18 protein-coding genes and 1 pseudogene are annotated in these 22673 nt (G+C 42.8%); 7 read left to right on the plus strand and 12 right to left on the minus strand.

Going from position 1 to position 22673, the window contains the following annotated elements; genetic code table 11:
• Positions 1-255: 255 nt before the first annotated feature.
• From ECA1_RS00155 to ECA1_RS00165, 3 genes are read left to right on the plus strand one after another with little or no spacing between them, the layout of a single operon-like run.
• The gene (locus tag ECA1_RS00155; protein ID WP_060791388.1) at positions 256-912 is read left to right on the plus strand and encodes a DUF624 domain-containing protein; all 657 of its coding nucleotides are present in this window, start codon (positions 256-258) and stop codon (positions 910-912) included.
• Positions 881-2650 carry a sensor histidine kinase gene (locus ECA1_RS00160; protein ID WP_060791389.1) on the plus strand — a complete coding sequence of 590 codons (1770 nt, stop codon included), beginning with the start codon at positions 881-883 and terminating at the stop codon, positions 2648-2650. Before ECA1_RS00155 ends, ECA1_RS00160 begins: the two co-directional genes overlap by 32 nt.
• Positions 2647-4098: a response regulator gene (locus tag ECA1_RS00165; RefSeq protein WP_005234181.1), complete on the plus strand. Its 1452-nt coding sequence runs from the start codon at positions 2647-2649 to the stop codon at positions 4096-4098. Before ECA1_RS00160 ends, ECA1_RS00165 begins: the two co-directional genes overlap by 4 nt.
• A 156-nt stretch (positions 4099-4254) precedes the next feature.
• Here ECA1_RS00165 and rhaM read toward each other — a convergent pair whose 3' ends face one another.
• Both rhaM and bglB read right to left on the minus strand, forming a co-directional pair.
• A complete protein-coding gene (gene rhaM / locus ECA1_RS00170; protein ID WP_060791390.1) occupies positions 4255-4566 on the minus strand; it encodes an L-rhamnose mutarotase in 312 nt (103 codons plus the stop codon).
• A gap of 39 nt (positions 4567-4605) precedes the next feature.
• Positions 4606-5712 (minus strand): beta-galactosidase BglB, encoded by a 1107-nt coding sequence (bglB, locus tag ECA1_RS00175; protein WP_060791391.1) that lies wholly within the window; start codon positions 5710-5712, stop codon positions 4606-4608.
• A 131-nt stretch (positions 5713-5843) separates the two neighbouring features.
• Here bglB and ECA1_RS00180 point away from each other — a divergent pair, with 131 nt between their 5' ends.
• A complete protein-coding gene (locus ECA1_RS00180; RefSeq protein WP_060791392.1) occupies positions 5844-6728 on the plus strand; it encodes an AraC family transcriptional regulator in 885 nt (294 codons plus the stop codon).
• 122 nt (positions 6729-6850) lie between these two features.
• Here the strand turns inward: ECA1_RS00180 and ECA1_RS00185 are convergent.
• Together ECA1_RS00185 and ECA1_RS00190 are read right to left on the minus strand one after the other, a co-directional pair.
• Positions 6851-8275 (minus strand): annotated as a pseudogene (locus ECA1_RS00185) (6-phospho-beta-glucosidase).
• An 11-nt stretch (positions 8276-8286) separates the two neighbouring features.
• Entirely contained in the window at positions 8287-10143 is a 1857-nt protein-coding gene (locus tag ECA1_RS00190; protein WP_071859226.1) for a beta-glucoside-specific PTS transporter subunit IIABC, read from the minus strand.
• 471 nt (positions 10144-10614) lie between these two features.
• Between ECA1_RS00190 and ECA1_RS00195 the strand changes: the two genes are divergently transcribed.
• Positions 10615-11436, plus strand: a complete 822-nt coding sequence (locus tag ECA1_RS00195) for an MBL fold metallo-hydrolase (protein WP_060791393.1) — start codon at positions 10615-10617, stop codon at positions 11434-11436.
• Positions 11437-11471: 35 nt separating this feature from the next.
• On the opposite strand, the gene ECA1_RS00200 is transcribed toward ECA1_RS00195, so the two are convergent.
• The 8 genes from ECA1_RS00200 to ECA1_RS00235 form a co-directional block, all read right to left on the minus strand.
• Positions 11472-12359 (minus strand): MurR/RpiR family transcriptional regulator, encoded by an 888-nt coding sequence (locus ECA1_RS00200; RefSeq protein ID WP_060791394.1) that lies wholly within the window; start codon positions 12357-12359, stop codon positions 11472-11474.
• Between the two features lie 127 nt (positions 12360-12486).
• Complete coding sequence (locus ECA1_RS00205) at positions 12487-13665, minus strand: MFS transporter (RefSeq protein WP_060791395.1); 1179 nt, start codon at positions 13663-13665, stop codon at positions 12487-12489.
• 290 nt (positions 13666-13955) lie between these two features.
• Complete coding sequence (locus ECA1_RS00210; RefSeq protein WP_060791396.1) at positions 13956-15713, minus strand: 1-deoxy-D-xylulose-5-phosphate synthase; 1758 nt, start codon at positions 15711-15713, stop codon at positions 13956-13958.
• Between the two features lie 442 nt (positions 15714-16155).
• The gene (locus ECA1_RS00215; protein ID WP_060791397.1) at positions 16156-17229 is read right to left on the minus strand and encodes an ABC transporter substrate-binding protein; all 1074 of its coding nucleotides are present in this window, start codon (positions 17227-17229) and stop codon (positions 16156-16158) included.
• Positions 17226-18062 carry an ABC transporter permease gene (locus tag ECA1_RS00220; protein WP_005228535.1) on the minus strand — a complete coding sequence of 279 codons (837 nt, stop codon included), beginning with the start codon at positions 18060-18062 and terminating at the stop codon, positions 17226-17228. Before ECA1_RS00220 ends, ECA1_RS00215 begins: the two co-directional genes overlap by 4 nt.
• Complete coding sequence (locus ECA1_RS00225; protein WP_010749878.1) at positions 18059-18868, minus strand: ABC transporter permease; 810 nt, start codon at positions 18866-18868, stop codon at positions 18059-18061. Before ECA1_RS00225 ends, ECA1_RS00220 begins: the two co-directional genes overlap by 4 nt.
• A gap of 12 nt (positions 18869-18880) precedes the next feature.
• Positions 18881-19969, minus strand: coding sequence for an ABC transporter ATP-binding protein (locus tag ECA1_RS00230; RefSeq protein ID WP_005234156.1), 1089 nt, complete (start codon positions 19967-19969; stop codon positions 18881-18883).
• A gap of 16 nt (positions 19970-19985) precedes the next feature.
• Complete coding sequence (locus ECA1_RS00235; protein ID WP_015510239.1) at positions 19986-20528, minus strand: helix-turn-helix domain-containing protein; 543 nt, start codon at positions 20526-20528, stop codon at positions 19986-19988.
• Positions 20529-20914: 386 nt separating this feature from the next.
• Between ECA1_RS00235 and ECA1_RS00240 the strand changes: the two genes are divergently transcribed.
• On the plus strand, positions 20915-21904 hold the full coding sequence (locus tag ECA1_RS00240; protein ID WP_060791398.1) for an acrylyl-CoA reductase family protein: 990 nt from the start codon (positions 20915-20917) through the stop codon (positions 21902-21904).
• Positions 21901-22650 (plus strand): phosphopantothenate--cysteine ligase, encoded by a 750-nt coding sequence (gene coaB / locus ECA1_RS00245; RefSeq protein WP_060791399.1) that lies wholly within the window; start codon positions 21901-21903, stop codon positions 22648-22650. The genes ECA1_RS00240 and coaB overlap by 4 nt, the downstream gene beginning before the upstream one ends.
• The last annotated feature ends 23 nt before the right edge of the window (positions 22651-22673 follow it).

The raw sequence follows: 22673 nt of genomic DNA on the forward strand, positions 1-22673 counted from the left end.
CTCCTTTTTGTTTGCGCTTACAAGGTGATTGTAATGGAAATCCTCGTTAATAAAAATGAAAAAACAAGAGCAAATATGTGAAAAACTAGACTGCCGTTTTTGCTGAAGGCTAAGCCTTCACCGGCAATAGCTAGAAAAAAATAGAAAAACAGATGAAAAATGTAAAAAAACAGACATGCTCTATTTTTTCCAATATACTATGCTATACTAGTGTTGAAAAGGCTTACTTTTCAAAAAACAAGGTAGGTGGAAACAATGAAAAAAATACAAACCGGACTGTTTCGTCTTTTTACGGTAACAGCTTATTTTGCTAAATTAAACCTTTTATGGCTTTTCTTTACCCTTTTAGGGTTGGGGATTTTTGGCTTCGGTCCTGCCACCGCTGTCACGATCAAATGTTTACATGATTTTCGTAAAACTGGCCATGACTATTCAGCTGTTGCCTTCTGGCAAGCCTACAAGCAAGCCTTTCGCACCTTTTCCCTTTTTGGCATTGGACTATTAAGTACAGTACTTCTGTTGTTGTTTAACTTACGGATTACTCATTTTTTCCCGACTGAAATGGCTTGGCTGCGTCCTGTCTATTTACTTTTAACGATTCTCCTCCTTTACACTGCATTCATCAGCTTTATGACCTATGCCAAAGCCGAACAACACGCTTGGAAACAGACCTTGTACGTCAGTATCTTTCTAGTCTTTCGCTACCCACTGCAAGCCCTTGCCTTGTTGTTTACCTGGTATTTATTGTTTCTCTTATTGACTGCCAAAACCTCCTTGTTACTCGTCTTTGGACTGGTGATTTTCTTGTTTTTCGCTGAATTTTTTCATGGTCAGATGATTGAAAAAACCAAACAATTGCAAGCAAAGCGAGGCAGTGTCCATGAAGTCCCAGAAGCTGATCAATCACTTTAAAAAGCAGCCTTTTGAGCGACAGTTACATTTTGTCTTTTTTGCGACGGTGGCAATTATCGTCTCATTGGCTGTTCTCCTGACCTTAGTTTGGCGACAAGTCTACATGGCGCAGCTGAAAGAAGCCGCGTATAAAGATGTCTCGATCATTTCAACAAATATCGCCAAACGTTTAACTGCCGTCGAAACCCTCTCTTTTCGCATTATCGATAGTGCACCGATCCAAAATGGCCTACAAAGGATCTTGGCACAAGATTCCTTGCAATCCTTAGAGGCGATCGACCAAAAGAATGCCTTAAGTGCAGAAATCAACGCCCTCGTACGCAATGAATCAACGATTCAAAACGTCTATCTCTTTACCCCAACGAACGAAAACATGATCAACTTTCTAGCCGAGACCGACCATATCTTTAATGGCCAAACCATCAAAGATATGATCGAGACTTTGCCCGATAAGCCTGCCAAAGGGAGTTGGTTTTTTGCAAAGGACCTTTCTCAAGGTGTCTACCTGCGAAAAATCTATTCAACAGCCGATCTTTCTTTAACCTATATTGGTACGGTGATATTTCTAGTCAATACGTCCTTCTTTCGTAACGAGATCGAAAGTCTTCCCATTGTCTCTGAACAAAACCAATTTTTCATGGCGTATCAGAACCAATTTTATAGTACCGCAAATGACGAGCAAACCCTCGCTGCGGATCAAAATACCTTGCAGCAGAAAATGGGAACCTTCCAGCGATCGATCGGCTCCATGACGTTTGATAATCGCCAGTACTACTATGCAATGGATCGGAAGACGATGCCGAATATGACCTTCATTTATTTACTGCCTGAAAACCAAGTCTTAGCGGATCTTTATAAACTACAAGGCCTTTCCATCGCTGTGAGTTTGCCTTTTTTATGTTTGATTATTGTTGTGATTCGGAAAATAAGCAATCAGCTGACCCGTCCTTTAGCTGACTTGGCTTCGCAAATGGCCGTTCTGCGGAAAACGAAAAAACTGGCCTCTTTAAAAACCCTCGCTGTCCCAGAAAATAGTCAAGAAGAGATCATGGTCCTTTACGAAAGCTACAATACGATGATCGATGAATTAAATGCCTTGATCAAGGACAATTATGAAATGCGTATTTTGTCCCAAGAAATCGAATTTAAGGGATTGCAAGCACAATTAGATCCACATTTTCTCTACAACACGTTAGACTCGATCAACTGGATCGCCATTGAAAATCAGCAGTGGCAGATCTCAGAGATGGTCACCTCCCTTGCCTATTTGTTTCGTAAAAAAATCGATACCAAGTCTGACTTCACGACGCTGCAAGATGAGTTAGATATCGTGCATGCTTATATCAATATTCAAAACGTTCGCTTCGGGAAACGGATCGAGTATATCGAAGTAATTTTGGTGAATGACTTGTCCTTTAAGATTCCTAAGTTACTGATTCAACCATTGATTGAAAATGTCTTTAAATACGCCGTCAATGATATGAAGGAGACGTGTCGCCTCGTCCTTACAATTGAACAACAAGCAACCTTTCTCCAAGTCAGTGTCGCTGACAATGGCCCTGGTTTTAAAGCCAACTTCTCGATTGAAAAAGAAGGCGGCATCGGATTGACCAATATTCAAAAACGATTGCAACTGCATTATGGTGATCAAGCGTCGTTAGCCATCGTCTCCTCGATTCCCTTCAAAAAGACGACGGTGCGCTTTGTGATCCCCTTAAAAGGAGTGAGTGAAACATGAAAAATATCCTCGTTGTTGACGATGAACCCTTGATAGCAAATGGTGTCGCTAACCTCGTTGCTTCTTTTGATTTCCCATTAGTGGTCAAAGGAATTTACACAGACAGTGAAGAAGCCTTGGCATTTTGTCAGCAAAACACCATCGACATCGTGATTACCGACATCAATATGCCTAAAGTCAATGGACTTGCCTTGATCAAAAAATTAAAAGCCATCAATCCTGCGATTCAAATCATTATTTTGACAGGCTTTGGCAGCTTCTCCTTTGCCAAAGAAGCGATGGCTTTAGGGGTCAAATTTTTCCTTGAAAAACCTGTTTTTCCGAGCAAGCTTTCAGAAGCGTTGGCTGAGACGATCGAACGCTCTGAACGTCGCCAAATGGAATCTACCCTCTATTTAAAACAACAAATTGAACAATACATCAATAGCTGCGGAGAAGAACCGCTGCCTGAATCGTTCGTTTTTCCATTTTGTATGTACTTATTTGATTCGAAATTCTATCACGCCATCGCTAAGCGGATCGAAAGCTATGAGAACCATCACGAGTTGGTGATCGGTCATCAAAACAAAGTTGGCTATATCCTGAACTTCAGTACGGAAAATACCTTTAATCTCTTTTTTAAAACGAAGGTACAGGCTGCGCATCTAGGAAAAGGGATCGCCATCAATTGCTGGGTCGAAACTCCCGAAAAATTTTTACTCAGTTATCATTTAGGCAAGCGGAACTTGGATAAGGAGTTTTATTTTGATACCTTTGAAGTCATCCAAGAAGCCCAAATCTCACAAGAAAATGTCTATGAAAATAGTCTCTATATGGAATACCGTGAAAAACTTTTGGCATTGATCGACAAAGGCGAACTGACTTTAGCCCAAGTTCTTACGGAAAACTTTTTTTCTACCTGTCGCATGGAGCTTTACCCTGTCCAACTATTGCGGCTGCAGGTCAACGATTTGTTATCGGCAATTTTTGAAAACCATCGCATCAAAAAAGACATTTACTTTGATGACTATTCCCCAAAGATCATGCTCTTGAATAATTGGCACGAACTCCAGTTTATGCTGCTTCACTGTATCGATTTGATGCGGGGCAGCTTAGATGATAGCGAGAACATGCAGCTGTCCCAAAAAGTCAACCTGATCATCGAAGAATATTATGACCATGAAGCATTGTCATTGAAATGGATCGCAGCCCATCTTTTGTACTTAAATCCTGAATACTTAGGAAAAACCTATTACAAAGAAACCGGGATTCGCTTCAATCAAAAATTAGCCGAATACCGCATCCAAAAAGCACAAGAACTGCTGAAGAAAAACTACAAAGTCTACGAAGTGGCAGCGATGACGGGCTTTAGCAATGCGCCCGAATATTTTGTTCAAACGTTCAAAAAGATTACTGGTATGACACCAAAGAAATTTTTGAAGCAGCAAGAAAAAGCCCTTCTCTCTTAACGTTTCTTCTATAACGAAAGCATTGTTTTGCTATTTCAACAAAAGAGGTAGTCCGCTCACGAATGTGAGCGAACTACCTCTTTGACTAACGAGTGATTGATTTCAAACAACTGATGCGTCCGTGTTCGTTTTAAGAAATGAACATTTTTGTCTAGCTTACAGCGTAAAGACTTCCTTTAACTCCTGTGTCACTGGCGAATCATCAGGATTTGTTTCCATGAGTTCTGCCATGTAATGCCACCATTTTTGGTTGATCTCGGTTGCCGCTAACTGCTGCCAGCGGGTTTCATCTTCAATCTCAAGGTAGCCAAACAACGCAAGGGTTTCTGGATCTAAGAAAATCTGGTAGCTTTTCGCCCCGTGTGCTATGAGCTGCTCTTTTAGTTCTGGCCATAGTTCACGATGCCGTTTTTCATATTCTGCTTCATAACCAGGATGTAGCTTCATCCGAATCGCTTTTTTGATCATCTTTGTCTGCTCCTCTCTTTATTGCGTAAGGTGTTTAACTTAACAAAATGAAACCAATAGTTCAGTAAATGCTAAGACTGTCAGTGATTGCCCATAAGGCATCGCCGTAATCGCAATGTTTTTGTAGTACGCCAAGTCTTCTCCCATTCCAGTACCGATGGAAACATTTTGGACTTCTCCATCTTCTGCGACTTGTTCGATCAAACCGGCTAAAGCTTTATAGGCAACATCTTCCCAAGCTTTGTCAATGTAACGCTTATGAACGGCTTTTAAAATCCCATAGGCAAAACCAGCCGTCGCGGAAGCCTCCACATACGAGCTAGGATCGTCTAACAAGGTGTGCCACAGGCCACTTTCATCTTGCATTTCTTGCAAGGCAGTTAGTTGGTCTAAGAGGGTATTGATCAAGAAGCCACATAACGCATCTCCTTCTTGCAAGTCGAGAATTTCAATGATCTCAGGAATCGCAATGGTGATCCAGCAGTTGCCTCTAGCCCAAAGCGCTTGCGCATAATTGTGGCGTTCTTCAAAGGTCCAGCCGTGGAACCAAAGCCCAGTTTTTTTATCCACTAAGTATTTGATATGGATCATAAATTGTTGTTTTGCTTCTTCGATATAAGCCGGACGATTCAGCAACATGCCAATTTTCGCCAAAGGCAAAGCGGTCATCATCAAGGTATCGTCCCAAAGCTGGTTGCGATTTTCTGGTCCATAGGTCGCATGCTGCAGACCATTTTCATCGGTTCGTGGCATATCATGTATGACCCATTCCGCCCATTGTTCAAGGTAAGGCAAGTAACGAGAATCTTTGGTGTCTTCATAAAGATACGCCATTGCCAAAAGCGGCGCCATCGTGTTGACATTTTTAGGCGGCGCGCCTTCTAACATCCGCTGCTCAAACCATTCTTCCACAACTTGGAGCGCTTTGGGATTTTTGGTGATTTGGTAGTTTTTATAAATGCCGTATAGTCCCACCCCTTGCGGCCAGTTCCAAATCCCCCAGCTTTTATCATCAACGATCAAGCCGTCAAAGTCTAATAGAAATTCACCATTATCATCCTTGATCGTCGTTAAATTTTCGATCATGCGATCAATTTTTTCTTCCACGACACGTTTTTCCACAAATAACTGTTCTAAAATCACCATTGGTTCATCCTCTCATTTCTCTTTGATAGATTGATCGTAACACGCTTACATTTACACAAAAATAGCAGTTATTGACACTTTACTATCTATTCTTGTATGATAAAATCAAACGAGCACGAAAGGAGCCAATCATGGAGAAGCAAAGTGCGGACACGATGATCAACGATCGTTTTGAGGCCTTTCATATCAAAGACATCGTAGAAGAAAACAATACCCTTTATCATTACCATAGTTTTTATGAGATTCACTGTACCTTAAAAGGATCAGCGGTCTTCTTTATCGATGGCGGAGAATTCCCTCTAGAACCTGGTACGATCATCTTGATTCCTCCGAATGTCTTGCATCGAATCGTCCATCAAACTTCTGATTTTTTCGAGCGAACCTACCTGTATATCAATCCTAGTTATCTCGCTGCCCTCTCCACTACCCAAACAGATCTCACTGCCTGTTTTCGTAGCAACGGCGGCATCAACAGTCGTATTTTATCGATCGATGCCGACCAACTAGACCAGCTGTTGCGTCCTTTGCGCAAAAAAACGGATAGCAATTATGGCACCGACTTACTTTATCAAAATCATTTGATCGCGTTTTTGATTTCCATCAATACGATTGCCTATCAGGAAAAAGAACCGCTGTTTTTATCCGACTCACTTTACAAAAATAAAGACATTTTGGCTGCCATTACCTATATCAATCAGCATTTGACCGCTGATCTCTCCTTAGAGACCGTCGCCAGAGCCCTTTTCATGAGCCCATACTCGCTTTCAAGGACCTTCAAAAAAGAAACTGGCGTCGCCTTTCATGCCTATGTCGTCAAGAAACGACTCTTAAAGAGCAAAGAAATTTTACGTAAAACCAGAAGCGCCACCGCCACCTTTGAAGCTTGCGGCTTCAACTCCTATACCCATTTTTTACGCTGCTTCAAACAAGAATTTCAGCTGACACCAAAAGAATTTTTACAAGAAGAAGCCCAAAATCAGTTTGTCCGTTTTACGCATTTTGCAGGGAAGAAATAGCAAGCCGTTGCAAAGCGCCAATCATTGGCTCGTGAAAAAAGAGTTGCTGCTTCCCTTTGCTGATGTTAGATGACACAATACAAAAAGAATGACACGAGGAAACGTGTCATTCTTTTTGTATATTATAAAACTTCCCCATTTGAAGCGATCACTTTTTTATACCACTCAAAGGATTTTTTCTTGGTTCGTTTCAAGGTGCCGTTGCCTTGATCGTCTTGATCCACGTAGATAAAGCCGTAGCGTTTACTCATTTGACCGGTGCTGGCTGCTACAAGATCAATACAACCCCAAGTAGTATAACCAAGTAGTTCCACGCCATCGATCATCACTGCATCTTTGAAGGCTTGAATATGTTTTTTTAAATAGTCGATCCGATAATCGTCTGCGACAAACCCATTCTCATCAGGGGTATCGATCGCCCCTAACCCATTTTCTACGATAAACAACGGTTTTTGATAGCGATCATACAATTGATTCAATGAATTTCTCAGTCCTAACGGATCAATCTGCCACCCCCACTCAGTCGATGATAGATGTTCATTTTTAATTGATGGAAAGAGATTCCCTGTCGCTTGCGCATAGTCTTCTGGGTGGGCACTGACCGTTCGAGAACAGTAATAAGAAAAACTGACAAAATCAACAGGAGAAGCCGCTAAAATCGCCTCGTCCTCAGGTGTTATTTTGATTGTTAAGCCTTCTCGCTCAAATTTTTTCAAGGCATAATTGGGGTATTTGCCTCGGGCTTGCACATCGATAAAGAAATAGCCTTCGCGATCACGATTGATTGCTTCTTGGTAATCTTCAGGTCGGCAAGTATAAGGATAATGACTGCCACCAGCCAGCATACAACCAACTTGATTGGTCGGATCGATTTCATGAGCCTTTTGGGTTGCTAAGGCACTGGCGACTAACTGATGATGCGCTGCTTGGTATTTGATTTCTTGACGATTGTCCCCTTCTTTAAAGACGATCCCGCCACCTACAAAGGGCTGATGTAGCAAAATATTGATTTCATTGATCGTCAGCCAATATTTGACCAACCCGCGATAGCGTTGGAAGACGGTTTCCGCATAAGTCACATAGAAATCAATGAGTCGGCGATTTTTCCAGCCACCAAATTCCTTGATCAAACGCAGCGGAACATCGAAGTGGGCAATCGTAACTAATGGCTCGATTTGATGTTTTCTCAATTCTTTGAAGATTTTCTCATAAAAAAGCAGTCCTTCTTCGTTGGGCGCTTCGTCATTGCCATTCGGAAAAATCCGTGACCAAGAAAGTTACATCCGATACACGTTAAAGCCCATTTCGGCAAAAAGGGCAATATCTTCCATATAATGGTGGTACATATCAATGGCCGTTTGGGCTGGATAAAAAGAATCTTCCTGCCATTCCAACATTTCCAGTTCACCAGCAGCGACCTTTGCGCGATCAGGACCAGTTGGTAAGAGGTCGACATTTGATAAGCCACGTCCTCCTGCTAATACGCCTCCTTCTGCTTGATTGGCAGCCGTTGCACCACCCCATAAAAAATCATCTGATAATCCCATGTTATTTCCTCCTAAACTTTGACTACAAGTACTTCCTCTTCTTTAGCTACCAATCCTTCCTTCACAAGTTCGACTGCGGTATATTGTGGTGTATTGGTAACGATGATCGGTACTTGTGTGACATATCCTGCAGCTTTTATCTGCTGTACATCGAACGTCAGCAGTCGCTGTCCTTTTGTAACTTTTTGCTCTGCTTCTACTAACGCATCAAAATACTGACCATTTAGTTCCACTGTGTCTAAACCGACATGGATCAACAATTCAATTCCCGTGTCTGAAACCAAGCCAATCGCGTGTTTGGTAGGAAAAACAGCAGCGACTTTCCCATCAAAAGGCGCAATGACTTCACCGATGGGTTCATCGACCGCAAATCCTTTTCCGAGTGCTTCAGAAGCAAATGCGTCATCTTTGACTTGATTCAGTGGCATCACGGTTCCTGGTACAGGATTGATCAATAGGGTATCTTCTAAGACTACTGCTTTCATATCTGGAACATCAATTGTCACTTTTGTTTCATATTTGAAACTTAAGACATAGGTAACGACCGCACTCACCACAGCTGCAATCACCAATGCGATAATGATGTTCCAAAAATAGCGCATCGTATCATCACCGATATATAGTAAGACTGCTGGGAGACCAGACGAACCGGTCGCAAAGCGATGCGTATTGGTCAAGCCAGCATACAAACCACCAGAAGCCCCACCGATCATTGCCGCAACTAACGGATATTTTTTTGGCAAATTGATGCCATATAAAGCAGGTTCAGTAATCCCCATGTAGGCAGTGATCGCCCCTGATACCGCCAACTGCTTAGTCTTTTTCTCTTTCGTACGCAATGCGACAACTGCTACTGCGGTTGCTTGAGCAATGTTTGAGACTAATGCCCCTGGACCAAAAATACTGTCATACCCAAGTTCTGCCATTTGCATCACCCCTAAAGGAGCAATCCCATTGTGCAAACCAAACATCACCATGATTGGTAAAAAGCCCCCAATCAAAACCGCTGGAACCCAGCTAGCATGGACACTTAAGAAGGTAAAGAAAGTTGCCAAATAGCCCCCCAAGATACTACCGATCGGTCCAAATAGCGAGAAGGCTAATGTACCCATTATCAAGAATGTTAGCATTGGAACAAAAACCAGTTCTACTGATTTTGGAATCACTTTGTTCAAAAACTTTTCGACATACGATTGGAAAAAAATCACGATCAGAATCGGAATAACTGATCCCGTATAGTTTGCTAATGTAAAAGGAATAACCCCAAAAAAGTGAACGGGTTCGCCTGCTGTGACCAAGGCACCCCAATTAGGATGCATCATCATAGCAGCCACTGAAGCCGCTAAAATCGGATTGCATCGCAATTTTTGTGCCACAGTGAAGGCCAGGATCATTGGTAAGAAGAAGAAAACACCATCTGCAAAAAGATTCAGCATGTAATAGGTTTGCGAATCAGCGGTGATCACATCAAAGACGATCAACAAAGCCAAAACTGCCTTAACCATTCCAGCACCGGACAATGCCGGAATAATTGGTTGAAACGTTCCTGCCACAAAATCGATCACTGCAGCTGCCGGTCCTTTTTTCTCCCCAGGATCTGACGTCCCTGATGATTGAAGCGAAACCAATTTTGTGACTTCTTCATAGACATCTTTGACATGGGTTCCAATCACGACTTGATGTACCCCTGCATTATTGATGTATTTGGCAACCCCATCGAGTGCCTCTAGTTCTCCTTCATCTATACGCTTTTCATCTTTGACTTTAAAGCGTAATCGTGTTTGACAATGATAGGCATCCGTGATATTTTCTTGTCCCCCCAGATACTGGACGATTTTTTTTGCTAATGATTGATAATTTTCACTCATACATTCCACCCCTAGATAAATTTCAAAGAAAATCTATGTTGTATGTGCTCACCGGTAAAACATACTGTTCTTTCTGCCAGCAATGTACCATTTTTAGAGAGCGGTTCCAATACATTTTCCTAAAGTCGAAATGGATTTCACCTTTTCATTAAATACCGCTCTTTTTTCGAAATTTATTCCACGAAAAGCCCCCGCATTGCCTTGACGAAGCCAGGAGAAACAATGGTATAATTTACTCTATGAATGCGACACTTTTGAATTGTGGCAATCAAAAACAATCGATGAGCGCACGCCATAGAATAATCATGTAAAAAAAGGCGGCACAATACTCTCTTAAAATTACTGGAACTGCAGCTTCTTTCCCCCAAACCGTTGAAGCACCTCATAATGGAACAACGATTCAGCATAGCCTGTTACGAACGGCGATGCTGCGTTGGATTTATAAAAAACAGGCGAAGGGAACGAAGAAACATGACAAACGCGAAACAAGCAATACCCCCAAAAACGATTTTCTTTCATGAAGAAGCTTTTCAAAAAACAGATCAAACGATCATTCGCTGGTTAGGAAACTCCGGTATTCTTCTAAACAGCCGTGATACATGTATCATGGTCGATCCGGTCTTAGAAGGATTTGACCTGCCGTTACTGATCGATCTGCCAATCAAACCGGCGGCAGTCCCTCACTTAGATGCGGTATTGATCACCCATTCAGATAATGATCACTACGGCATTCCAACGATTGAAAAATTAGTCCCGGTTACCGATAGCTTCCATGGACCCAAATATGTTGCCGAACTTATGCAAGAGCACTTTCAAGTTGCTGCCCAAGGTCACGAAATCTATGATTCATTCACCGTTAAAAATTTGGAGATTTCTTTAACAAAGGCGTATCACCTTTGGCAAAATGAAACGACAAAATTTGATCGTGTCTTCCAAATTGAGGACTATTGTGGCTTTTGGATCGATACACCTGATGGCTCCTTGTGGATTCCTGGAGATTCTCGTCTTTTACCAGAGCAATTAGAGATGCCTCAGCCAGATGCGATCTTGTTTGACTTTAACGACAACGCGTGGCACATCGGCTTTGAGAATGCCGTCAAGCTGGCAAACACCTATCCGCATGCTGAATTGATCCTCTCCCATTGGGGAACAGTGGATGCTCCGCATATCGATGCCTTTAATGGGGATCCTGAAGCTTTGTACGATCGGATCGTCAATCCAAAGCGGATTCGTCTTGTCGCTGCCGGTGAGCCAATCGAATTGAAATCAACCACTCCTAACAATGTACAATAGGGAAAAAGGACCACACCATATTCGGTGCGGTCCTTTTATTCTTCTGCCATCTCTTTAAATGTCGTTTTTCGGCTCGTCTCTAAAAAACGAGCATTGGTGATTTTCATCTGGATATTTTCCTGATAATCGAGGGAAAAAATCTTAGCAAACAAAACTGTCAAAAGGAACTGAATCGATTCTTCTGTGGAAAAATTTCCAATTTTGGAATACAGTTTTTCTCGGCTAGCAATCGTCAAGACGATCGTCGAATAGTCCCGCAAATAGTTCTCTCCACCACTCGTAATACTGATAATCGGCACACCATTTTTCAACAATGTTTTCACATTTTTCATAGGATACGTTTCTGAATTATTACCAGAATAAGAGATCAGAATGGCACAATCCTGTGGGGTCAGCGTATTAGAAATCAAGCCAGATTCATCCGCATCTGCAAGAAAGGCTTTTTTATGGATCGTGTTTAAGTTGCGTTTAAACAGCTGTCCGAAATAAGAATTTGGACTACGCCCATAGATGACGATGGTTTGAGCGCCATTGATGAGCCTCGCAGCTTGATTCAGGTCTTTTACGGTCATAAGTGCCGCTGTTTCTTTAATCGTTTGCATACGCAAGTTCGCCAAGTTTTCAATGATTTCTAATGTGTCTGCAGCTTCATCAAAAGGAATGTTCACATCGATTGCTGCTGACCCATCATCAAAATGAGCCAATTCGTGCATGAAGGTATATACAAATTCTTTCCAACCAGAAAAGCCAAAATATTTTGCAAAACGGACCAGCGTCGGCTTGGAAGTATGGGTCAGTTTTGCGATTTCTTCCATGCTATACTCACTAACTTTTTCTCGATTGCTTAATAAAAAGTCACCGATCGTTCGTCTCGCATCATTTTGTTCAAACGCTGCTTCTTCAATTTTTTGAAAAAGATACATCTGGTTCTCCCCTCTGATTGACGCCTGCAGTTTGTCTAGTACGCTCAACTCATCATTGTTTCTTTTTATTATAAGCGATGAGAAGGATGAAATGAAGACGGAAAACGAGGATCAAGCTAGCTTTCGCCTATCCTCGTTCAAAATACAGAAAGTATTTATTTCCCAAAAAAGCTAGGACACCAATCAAGCACAACAAGCCCCCTGATAGGATCATCTGCATTCCTGCTGTTTCATTGCCGCTGACTAGTATCAGCAAGCGTGATGCATAAGGTGCTAACGTGACCCCTAAATTGTAAGCAACGATCGAGACGATCGTGCCAAACTTAGCTTCCGCTTCACCACCAGTCGTCAGTAAGTGGGTGAAAAAAGGCATGATGCTGCGAAAGGCAAAGCCTAGTAGTAAAGAACAACCCAAGAGCAGCCCCACCGTCTGCAAGGGATAGGTCAAATAGATGCTGCTTCCTGCAAGCAATGCCGCAATGGGCAGCAACCGGCGATGTAGGCGGCTATATATCAAGCCAAAGGCATTGCCGGCGATAAATGCCCCCGTCGCAATGGCGGCGATCATGTTACTGCCATCGGTCGCATCACCGATTCCTTTTTCCAACAACAACGGGGTGATCTGCAGATTGTAGTTGATAAACAAGACAACGATTAGAAACAAGAGCACACCCAAAACAAATGACTTTTGTTTCCGTTCTGTTGAAACCGTGACGTTCGCTATCAGAGCCGCATCGGTGGTCGTTTTTGTTTCGTTGGGAATAAATACCTGAACAAAAAAGAGACTGATCAAGGCAAAGCCATAAACGAAGAAAGAGATTTCCCAACTGATTTTCACTAGCTGCCCAACCAGCAAAGTCATAAAGATACCACCTAAACCACCGACGGCACTTTCTAACCCAAGGGCCTTGGCTTTCTTTTGCAGCTCATTTTGAAACAACAAACTAATCATTTGAATCGCCAAACGATTGAATAAGCCGATCCCGAAGCCAAGAATCGCGCGCGAAAGAAACAAGACGGGAAAGCTCCCTTGATACCATGCCGGCAGCGTGCCAAAAATAGCCACAATGACCAAGCCGGTGACCATCGTATATTTCTTGCCGATCCTTTTTTCGATCATGCCGGTAGTAAAAATCCCCAGCAAAAGAAATAATGACGGAATCGTGGTCAGTAACCCGACGTAGACCGCATCTACTTCTGGAAAGCTTGCCGCAATTGCGGGAACATTGGCAGAAATCGCTGGTGCAGAATAAACGACCATTGCCACCGACAGTAGTGCCAGCAACTTCATTGAAAAAAATTTCATAGTTCCCCCTTTTCTTTTTACAAAATACTTTTTTGTTTCTCTGAGCTCAACCGAATAAGTCAACAAAGCAATCTTTTCCCTACCTCTTTATTATTTGCTGGATCGCCAGCATTTGACCAATGCTTCCTACGCTGAGGCTTTATGCTTGAAAAGCATTGGTCTTCTGCATTTGCTGCAGACCGTCACCGATTGTCTGCGAAAAAACCTTGCAGTCTGTTTTTCTGCAAGGTTTCCTTCGATCATTCATTTTTTAACAATCCTATCAGCTACACAAGACACCCTAAGAGAACTTATTTCTGCAGCTGTTCTATGATATCTTTCGTAATTGCCTCAGCAGTGATACCAAGTTCGGATAAAACGTCCGCTGCTCGGTAGTTATCATAAAATTTCTTTTCTAAGCCATAGTTTTTGACGGCAATCTCACGATCACCAAGATAGCTGGCAATCATTTGTCCATAGCCGCCCTCTCGTATGCCGTCTTCCAACGTGACAACGAGTTTATGCGCTCGTGCCACAGCATCCAGCAACTCTTTGTCGACCCCTGAAATAAACTTAGGATTGATCACCGTTGGGGTAATTCCATGTTGCATTTTCAATTGTTCTGCGATCTCTTCCGCTAGCGCATAAAAGGTTCCGACACCGACGATGGCTACCTGCGTGCCAGCTTGAGTCACCTCATTTTTTTGATCGCTGTAGTCAGTATAGGCTGCCACTGCCGTTTCGTTGACAGGTCCAACCGGTACCCGGATCGCAACTGGAGCGTTGGTTTGTTCCAACGACCAATCCAACATTGCTAGATATTCTTCTTTAGAGGTTGGCGCAAGATAAATAAGGTTGGGAATATGTGCCAAAAAGGGGATATCAAAAATTCCCAGATGGCTCTCGTCATTCATTCCATGAATCGATGCACCGTATACCAGAATCGTTCCAGGCAGATGATTTAAGGCCAAATCATGGGAAATTTGATCAAAACTACGTTGCATAAAGGTAGAAAAAACGGCCCAGACAGGTTTCGCTCCATTTTTTGCTAACCCAGCAACCATCGATACCGCATGTTCTTCTGCAATACCCACATCTACAAATTGTTTACCTGCTTTTTCTCGTTGTTCTGGAGAAAAAAGCAGCATCGGTGTACCAGCGTTTACTGCCACGACTTTAGGATCTGTCGCCATTTTTTCTAATAAATAATCCGTCGTTAAGCTGTTGTAGGTTACTTGATTGCCCCCAGCAGAAATATATTCTCCTGTTTCTAAATGAAAGGGACCGCCTGCATGAAACTTTTCACGATTTTCTTCCGCAAACTTGAAGCCTTTGCCTTTGATCGTATGAATGTGTAATAAAACAGGATGATCAATGTCTTTCACTTTTTCAAATAAACCAATCAATGCAGCGAGGTCATGTCCTTCATCTAAATAGTGGTACTCAAAACCAATCGCTTTGAACAGATTGTCTGCTGCTTGCCCCTTGGTTTCCCGTAATGCCCGCAAATTCTGATACATCCCTCCATGGTTTTCCGCGATCGATTGGTCATTGTCGTTGAGGATCACGATAGTATTGGTGCCTAATTCCACAATATTGTTCAAGCCTTCAAACGCTAAGCCACCTGATAGAGAACCATCGCCAATGACGGCAACGACGTTATACGTTTCATTTTTTAGGTCACGGGCTTTCGCCACACCATTTGCCAACGAAACTGAGGTGGAGGTATGACCGACCGTAAAGAGATCGTGCTCGCTTTCTTTCGGATTCGTGTAACCAGAAACCGCATCATACTGCATAGCATCAAGAAAGGCATGGGCGCGTCCCGTCAGCATTTTGTGGATATAGGTCTGATGAGACACATCAAAAATCAGCTTATCGGTGGGGGAATCAAAGACTTTATGCAACGCGATCGTCATCTCGACCATCCCCAGATTGGGGCCATTGTGCCCCCCATGGTGACTGATTTTTTCCAATAAAGCAGTTCGTGCTTCTACTACCAGTTCTTGAAGTTGCCCACTGGTCAATTCTTTTAACGCTTTGGGGCTTTTGATTTTTTCTAATAACATGTACGTACCTCCTGTAAAAATGTTTGAATGGTTCGTGTGTTTACTCACAAGGAAAAAGACACGAAGTCGAAATGAGTGGATCGTTTTCTGGAATGAAAAAAGCGGCAATCGGAGCTGGACGCTCTTTTTTAAATTCCTGTCAAACCGTGAAATAGCAAGTTATCCTAAAGGGAAATCGTAATTTTTCTGAGTTTCAACAATCGCTGCTCATTTCTTCTATCTAAAAAGATACCACCTAGAGTTGACTTTAGGTCAAGTGGTTTTTGAAACATTTTGAATAAAACGAGGTTGATTTTTTCTAATTATTGAAACAATTGCAGGTTTATTCTCTATAAATTTTCTTTTCTAATACATATTCCTAGAGGTTCATTTGATATGTCATAGTAAATTATAAAAAAACTGCCATTAAACAGGATCCATTCCCTGCTTAATGGCAGTTTGCTTATTTCCGATACATCTTCAATTCCAAGAACAAATCATTATAGATGCCCAGATACTCAGCACCTAAGTTTTCATAGACTTCGAGGTGTTCCATTAATTCATCGGATGGATAGAATTGTTCGTCTTCGGTGATCTCGTCAGGCAGTAATGCCATGGCTGCTTGGTTAGGTGTGGAATAGCCGATGTATTCTGCGTTTTGTGCAGCGTTCTCGGGTTCCAGCATAAAGTTCAAGAAGGCGTAGGCGCCGGCTTCGTTTTGTGAGGTCTTAGGAATGACCATATTATCAAACCACAGGTTGGAGCCTTCCGAAGGGATCACGTAATGAATGTGCTCGTTTTCGTACATCATGTCGGCTGCTTCCCCAGAAAATGTGACCGCAACCGATGCTTCTTCATTTGCCATGTACATCTTGATTTCATCTGCGACGATGGCTTTGATGTTTGGGGTCATGGTCCGTAGCTTATTGAATGCCTCTTGCAGCTGATCGTCGTCTTTACTGTTTAGAGAATAGCCTAAGCTGTCCAAACCTAATCCCATCACTTCACGCGCGCCATCGATCAGCATGATGCTATTTGCTAATTCGGGTTTCCAAAGATCGTCCCATTGGGTGATCTCACCTTCATCAAAGAATTTATCGTTATAGACGATCCCCAGTGTTCCCCAGAAATAAGGGATGGAATATTGATTGCCAGGATCAAAACTCAAGTCCAAAAAGCGAGGGTCGATATTGTCTAACCCTTTGATTTTACTGTGATCCAATGGTTTTAAAAGATTTTGTTCCATCATTTTCTCAATCATGTATTCACTCGGTATGGCGATGTCATAGGACGTACCGCCTTGTTGGATCTTCGTGAACATCGCTTCATTTGAGTCAAAGGTTTCATAATTGACTTTGTAGCCTGTCTCTTCTTCAAACTTACTGATCAAATCAGGGTCGATGTAGTCGCCCCAGTTGTAGATGTTGACGACCTCAGCGCCTGCTATACCAGAGGAGCGTTCCAATTCACGGACACCAAAGAGCAAGATCAGGACGATCGCAACAATACCGATAATCAGAGATTGTAGTCGTTTCATCGCAGATTTGCCACCTCCACACGGCGGTTTTTACGCAATTTCTTCGCGCCGTTTTCTTTACTGATAAAGTAATAGCCTACCACCAGGATCATGGAGAATAAGAAGACAAGTGTACTTAATGCATTGATTTCTAAACTGATTCCTTGACGTGCTCTAGAATAGATCTCTACCGATAAGGTACTAAAGCCATTGCCTGTCACAAAGAATGTCACGGCAAAATCATCGAGTGAATAAGTAAAGGCCATGAAATAGCCGGCGATGATGCCCGGTGTCAAGAAAGGCAAAATGATATTTTTAATGACTTGAAAATTATTCGCGCCTAAATCACGGGCAGCATCGATCATTGAATCGTTCATCTCTTGCAGTTTCGGCAAGACCATCAAGACCACGATCGGGATACTAAAGGCGATATGCGAAAGCAATACGCTGAAAAAGCCTAAGCTAAACCCACGGAACAAGTTGCCGATCATCGTAAAGAAAATCAAGAAGCTGGCACCAATGATGACATCTGGTGAAACCAACAAAATATTATTCAAACTCAACAATGCCGTTCTCGTTCGACGTTTGCGGGTATAGTAGATGCCCATCGCTCCAAATGTGCCGATGATCGTTGCCAGTAATGCTGATAAAAATGCCAGCATAAAGGTGTTCAACACGATGATCATCAAGCGGGTATCTTGAAAGACGGATTGGTAATGTTCAAAAGTGAAACCCGTAAAAGCATTCATGGTGCCTCCTTCATTGAAGGAATAGAAAATCAAATAAAAGATCGGCACGTACAAAAGAATAAAGACGACGATCAGATAAAGATTCGACCAGCGAAATTTTTTCATTTACGTTGCCCTCCTTTTTTCTTTTCTCCCGTAAACAGCATCACGAGGAACATGGCGATGATCAAAATGACGCCGATGGTCGAACCCATGCCCCAGTTTTGGGTAACGAGAAAGTGCTGCTCGATCGCCGTACCAAGCGTGATCACGCGATTGCCCCCAATCAAACGGGTCAACATGAAGAGGGAGAGCGACGGAATGAAGACGGCTTGGACGCCGCTTTTCACCCCGTTTAACGACAGAGGGAAAATCACTCGTCGAAACGTATCATAGCTGTTTGCCCCTAAATCGCGACTGGCACTGATCAAAGAGGGATTCATTTCTTCTAAGGCATTAAAAATCGGCATGATCATAAAGGGCAGTTCGATATAGACGGCAACCGTCAAAAAGCTAAAGTCGGTAAACAAAATCTGCTTTGGTCCAACACCCATGATTTCTAGGAAGTTGTTGACACTGCCATGAATGCCGAAAATCCCAATAAACGCATAGGCTTTTAACAATAAGTTGACCCACGTTGGTAAGATGATCAACAGCAGCCACAAATCTTTGTGACGCAGCTTAGTTAAGAAATAGGCTGTCGGGTAGCTGATCACTAAGGTAATCACGGTGATCAAAAAGGCATACCAAACCGAGTTTAAGGTCATGATCAAATATTTGCCAGAACCTAAGTAGCTTTGATAATTGACCAGCGAAAAGTTGCCGTTCATATCAAAAAAGGATTGGTAGATGATCAATAGGACTGGTGCAATAACAAATAGCAATAACCAAAAGACATAGGGTATCGCATAAAAACGACGCATTTTCGTCATTAGCTTTCCCTCCTAATCTTCGTAGCTCTCTAAACGAGCATCAAAATCTTCTTCGGACTCATTGAAACGCATGACGTGGATATCTTCTGGTTCAAAGGAAAGACCGATCTTGCTTCCTTCAGTGGCTTTTCTTGTAGAGTGAACCATCCATTCGTTGCCTTGTTCATCGTAACAAATGATTTCGTAATGCACGCCTCGGAACAATTGCGTGTCTACTTCAACGACCAGCTTGCCTTTTTCAACGGTCGTCAAATTCAAATCTTCTGGACGGATCACGATCTCAACGGCTTCATTCGGCCGCATCCCGCCATCGACACATTCAAATTGCTTGCCGACAAACTCCACTAAGTTGTCTTCGATCATCGTACCTGTGACGATGTTGCTTTCACCGACAAAATCCGCCACGAAATGGTTGATTGGTTCATCGTAAATATCCACTGGTGTGCCGCTTTGGACGATCTTCCCTTTGTTCATAACGAAAATCTCATCACTCATCGCCAACGCTTCTTCTTGGTCATGGGTGACAAAAATAAAGGTGATGCCTAGTCGCTGCTGCAATTCCCGCAGCTCGTATTGCATGTCAGTTCGCAATTTCAAGTCCAATGCGGACAATGGTTCATCAAGAAGCAATACTTTGGGCTCATTGACGATCGCTCGTGCGATTGCGACCCGTTGACGTTGGCCTCCTGACATTTCGCTGATTTCACGATTCTCATAACCAGGAAGTTGTACTAGCCGCAACGCTTCTAAGACTTTTTTATTCACTTCATCTTTTGGTAATTTTTTGATTCGCAGACCAAATGCCACATTTTCAAAAACGTTCATATGTGGGAATAAGGCGTAATCTTGAAAGACAGTATTCACTTGCCGTTGATTGGCAGGAACGTCATTGATTCTTTGTCCATCAAAATAAACGTCGCCTTCTGTTGCGTCCGAAAAACCCGCAATGATGCGTAAGATGGTTGTTTTTCCACAACCTGAAGGACCTAACAATGTATAAAAGCGACCTTCTTCAATATCAAAACTCACTTTTTTCAAAACTGTTTCATCATCATCAAATCGCTTCACCACATTGTTGAATGAAATTATTGTTTTTCCCACACTCTTTCCTCCTGTACTATAAATAAGAATCTGTCACGACTACAAGCACACGGCTTTTTTTGCCCGCAATATTTTTTAATTGATGCGGCTCAGTCGCCTGATAATAAATCGATTGGCCTTTACGAGCCTTGTACTGCGTTTCTCCTAGTGTCAAGGCCACACTGCCCTCTAAGACATAGATAAATGTTTCTGCTAACGATGGTTCAAAGGTCTTGTATTCGCCCGCTTTATCAAAGGTCAGCAAGACTGGCTCCATTTCTTTTTCATTGGAATCGGGAATCAGCCACTTCAATTCATAGCCATTTTCTTCATCATAATAAAGCGTGCTGTCTTCTTCGCGATAAACCACTTGATGCTGCGCATTTTCTTCTCGGAAAAATTCCTCTGGTGTCACGCCTAAAACTTCTAAGATCGTAAAAAAAGTTTCCATAGAAGGCGAACTCAAATCACGTTCCAACTGTGAGATATAGCCTTTCGTCAAATCGGTCCGCTCGCCTAATTCTTCTTGGGTCAAATTCTTTTGAACGCGCAAATTGCGCAGCTTCTCGCCAATCTCCATGTTCATTCCCCCTTTGATTGACACAACTTCAAATAAAAAAGTTTGCTATAAGTAAACTTCATGTTTAATTTCACTTTTTCTAGTATACAAATAATTGCAAAAAACACAAGCCTTTTTTCTTCATTTTTTTGAATTCTTTTCTCCCTGATCAAAAAAAGGAGTGACGCTAAACGCTTGTGTTATAAAGGAAACGATTGGTGGTCCCGGCATTTTCGCTTTTTAAAGGTTTAAAAGAACAACTTCTATTTTAACGAAGAAAAGGTAGATTTAATAATGATCTGTTTTTGCTGATTTTTTGATAAGAAGACCTGCCTTTTCTTGCTTCACTGGTTAAAAAAATAAAACTTATGGTATTATGAGTACAAACCATCAAAGGAGTGTCTGAAATGACGAATTTCTCTACCTTTCGTGTCATGAATGAACCAAATTTTACTGCTTCACTCACAACTGCAACCCTTGACGAGCTGCCAGCAGGCGATGTGCTTGTCCGTGTTGATTACTCAGATGTCAATTACAAAGATGCCTTGGCAGCAAAAGAAAATGGCGGCGTGATCCGCACGTATCCGATGACGCCGGGAATCGATTTAGCAGGGGAAGTCGTGGACAGTCAGTCTGCTGATTTTGCCCCAGGCGACCAAGTCTTAGTGACAGGTTATGGCTTAGGGGTTTCTCACCCAGGCGGTTACAGTCAATTTCAACGGGTCCCAGCCGAGTGGCTCGTGAAACGTTCTGCTGGTTTTTCAGCAAAAGACAGTATGACCTATGGCACTGCTGGGTTCACAGCAGCTTTAGCGGTGCAAGAATTAGAACAGCTGCACTTAGCAAAAGACGCTGCTATTTTGGTGACAGGCGCTAGCGGTGGCGTCGGCAGTGTCAGCATTGCTTTATTGAAAAAACTGGGCTATACAAATATAGTGGCGCTATCTCGGAAAACCGATGCGCAATGGTTGTTGGACCTAGGCGCAGCGAAAATCGTCAGTCCTGATGACGTGGTACCAGAAAAGGACAAACCATTAGCAAAACAAACGTTTGCAGCGGTCATCGATACAGTTGGCGGTCCATTGCTTGCGGCAGTGCTTCCGCAAATCGCTTATGGGGGCGGTGCCTTCTTATGCGGCAATGCTGGTGGAATCAAAATCGAAACGACTGTCTTACCATTTATTTTGCGTGGGATTCGCGTAATTGGGATCGATTCGGTCAATGTTTCCCATGAGATCCGCACGGCATTATGGGAGAAATTAGCGGGTGAGTGGAATGTGATCGATCAGCTTTACACGAAAGCCATCACTTTGGAAGACTTGCCAGAAACGTTGGCAGCTTTATTAGCAGGCACGCACCAAGGACGGACGATCGTTGAGGTGTCACAAGCGCAATGAGAATTTTGATTACGGCTGGCGGTACTTCCGAAAAAATCGATGATGTCCGTGCAATCACGAATCATTCCACGGGCTCACTTGGTCAAGCCATTGTCAAGGAATGGCTGCAATACCCTGAGGTGGCCATCGATTACGTTACGACGAAAACTGCCAAACAACCGCCGACCGATCCATGCGTTACCTGTCATTTCATTGAAGGGACCACGGACTTGTTGACGCAGTTGACCGATTTATTGACGACCCATTCGTATGCTGCTGTGATCCACAGTATGGCAGTCAGTGATTTCACCCCTGCTGCTCATTTTTCAGAAGCAGCGTTTTATGAAGCAATCAACGATGCCCTACCAGCTTATGACAACCAGGTCACTCCGGCATTGATGGCACACGTGCTCTCACAATCTGAATCAACGGCAGGCAAAGTTTCTTCCAATACTGATCATTTGTTTTTAGTGTTGAAGAAAACCCCGAAAGTGATCCAAACCATCAAAGCATTACAGCCGACAACCTTATTAGTCGGATTCAAATTATTAGTAGACGTAGCGGAAGCCGAGTTGTTTGCGGTCGCACGAAAAAGTCTGCTGGCTAGCCAAGCGGATTATGTGTTGGCCAACGACTTGACGCAAATTTCTGGAAACCAGCATGTCGGACACCTTTTGACACAAGAAGGACAAATCGGGACTGGCCGCACAAAAGCTGAGATCGCAACCTTGATCGTTGACACATTACGCAATGACCTGCGTGCTTAGCTAGATGTTTTTTAGAAAAGGAG

It is taken from the genome of Enterococcus casseliflavus NBRC 100478 (assembly GCF_001544095.1).
In the GTDB taxonomy this organism is placed as follows: domain Bacteria; phylum Bacillota; class Bacilli; order Lactobacillales; family Enterococcaceae; genus Enterococcus_D; species Enterococcus_D casseliflavus.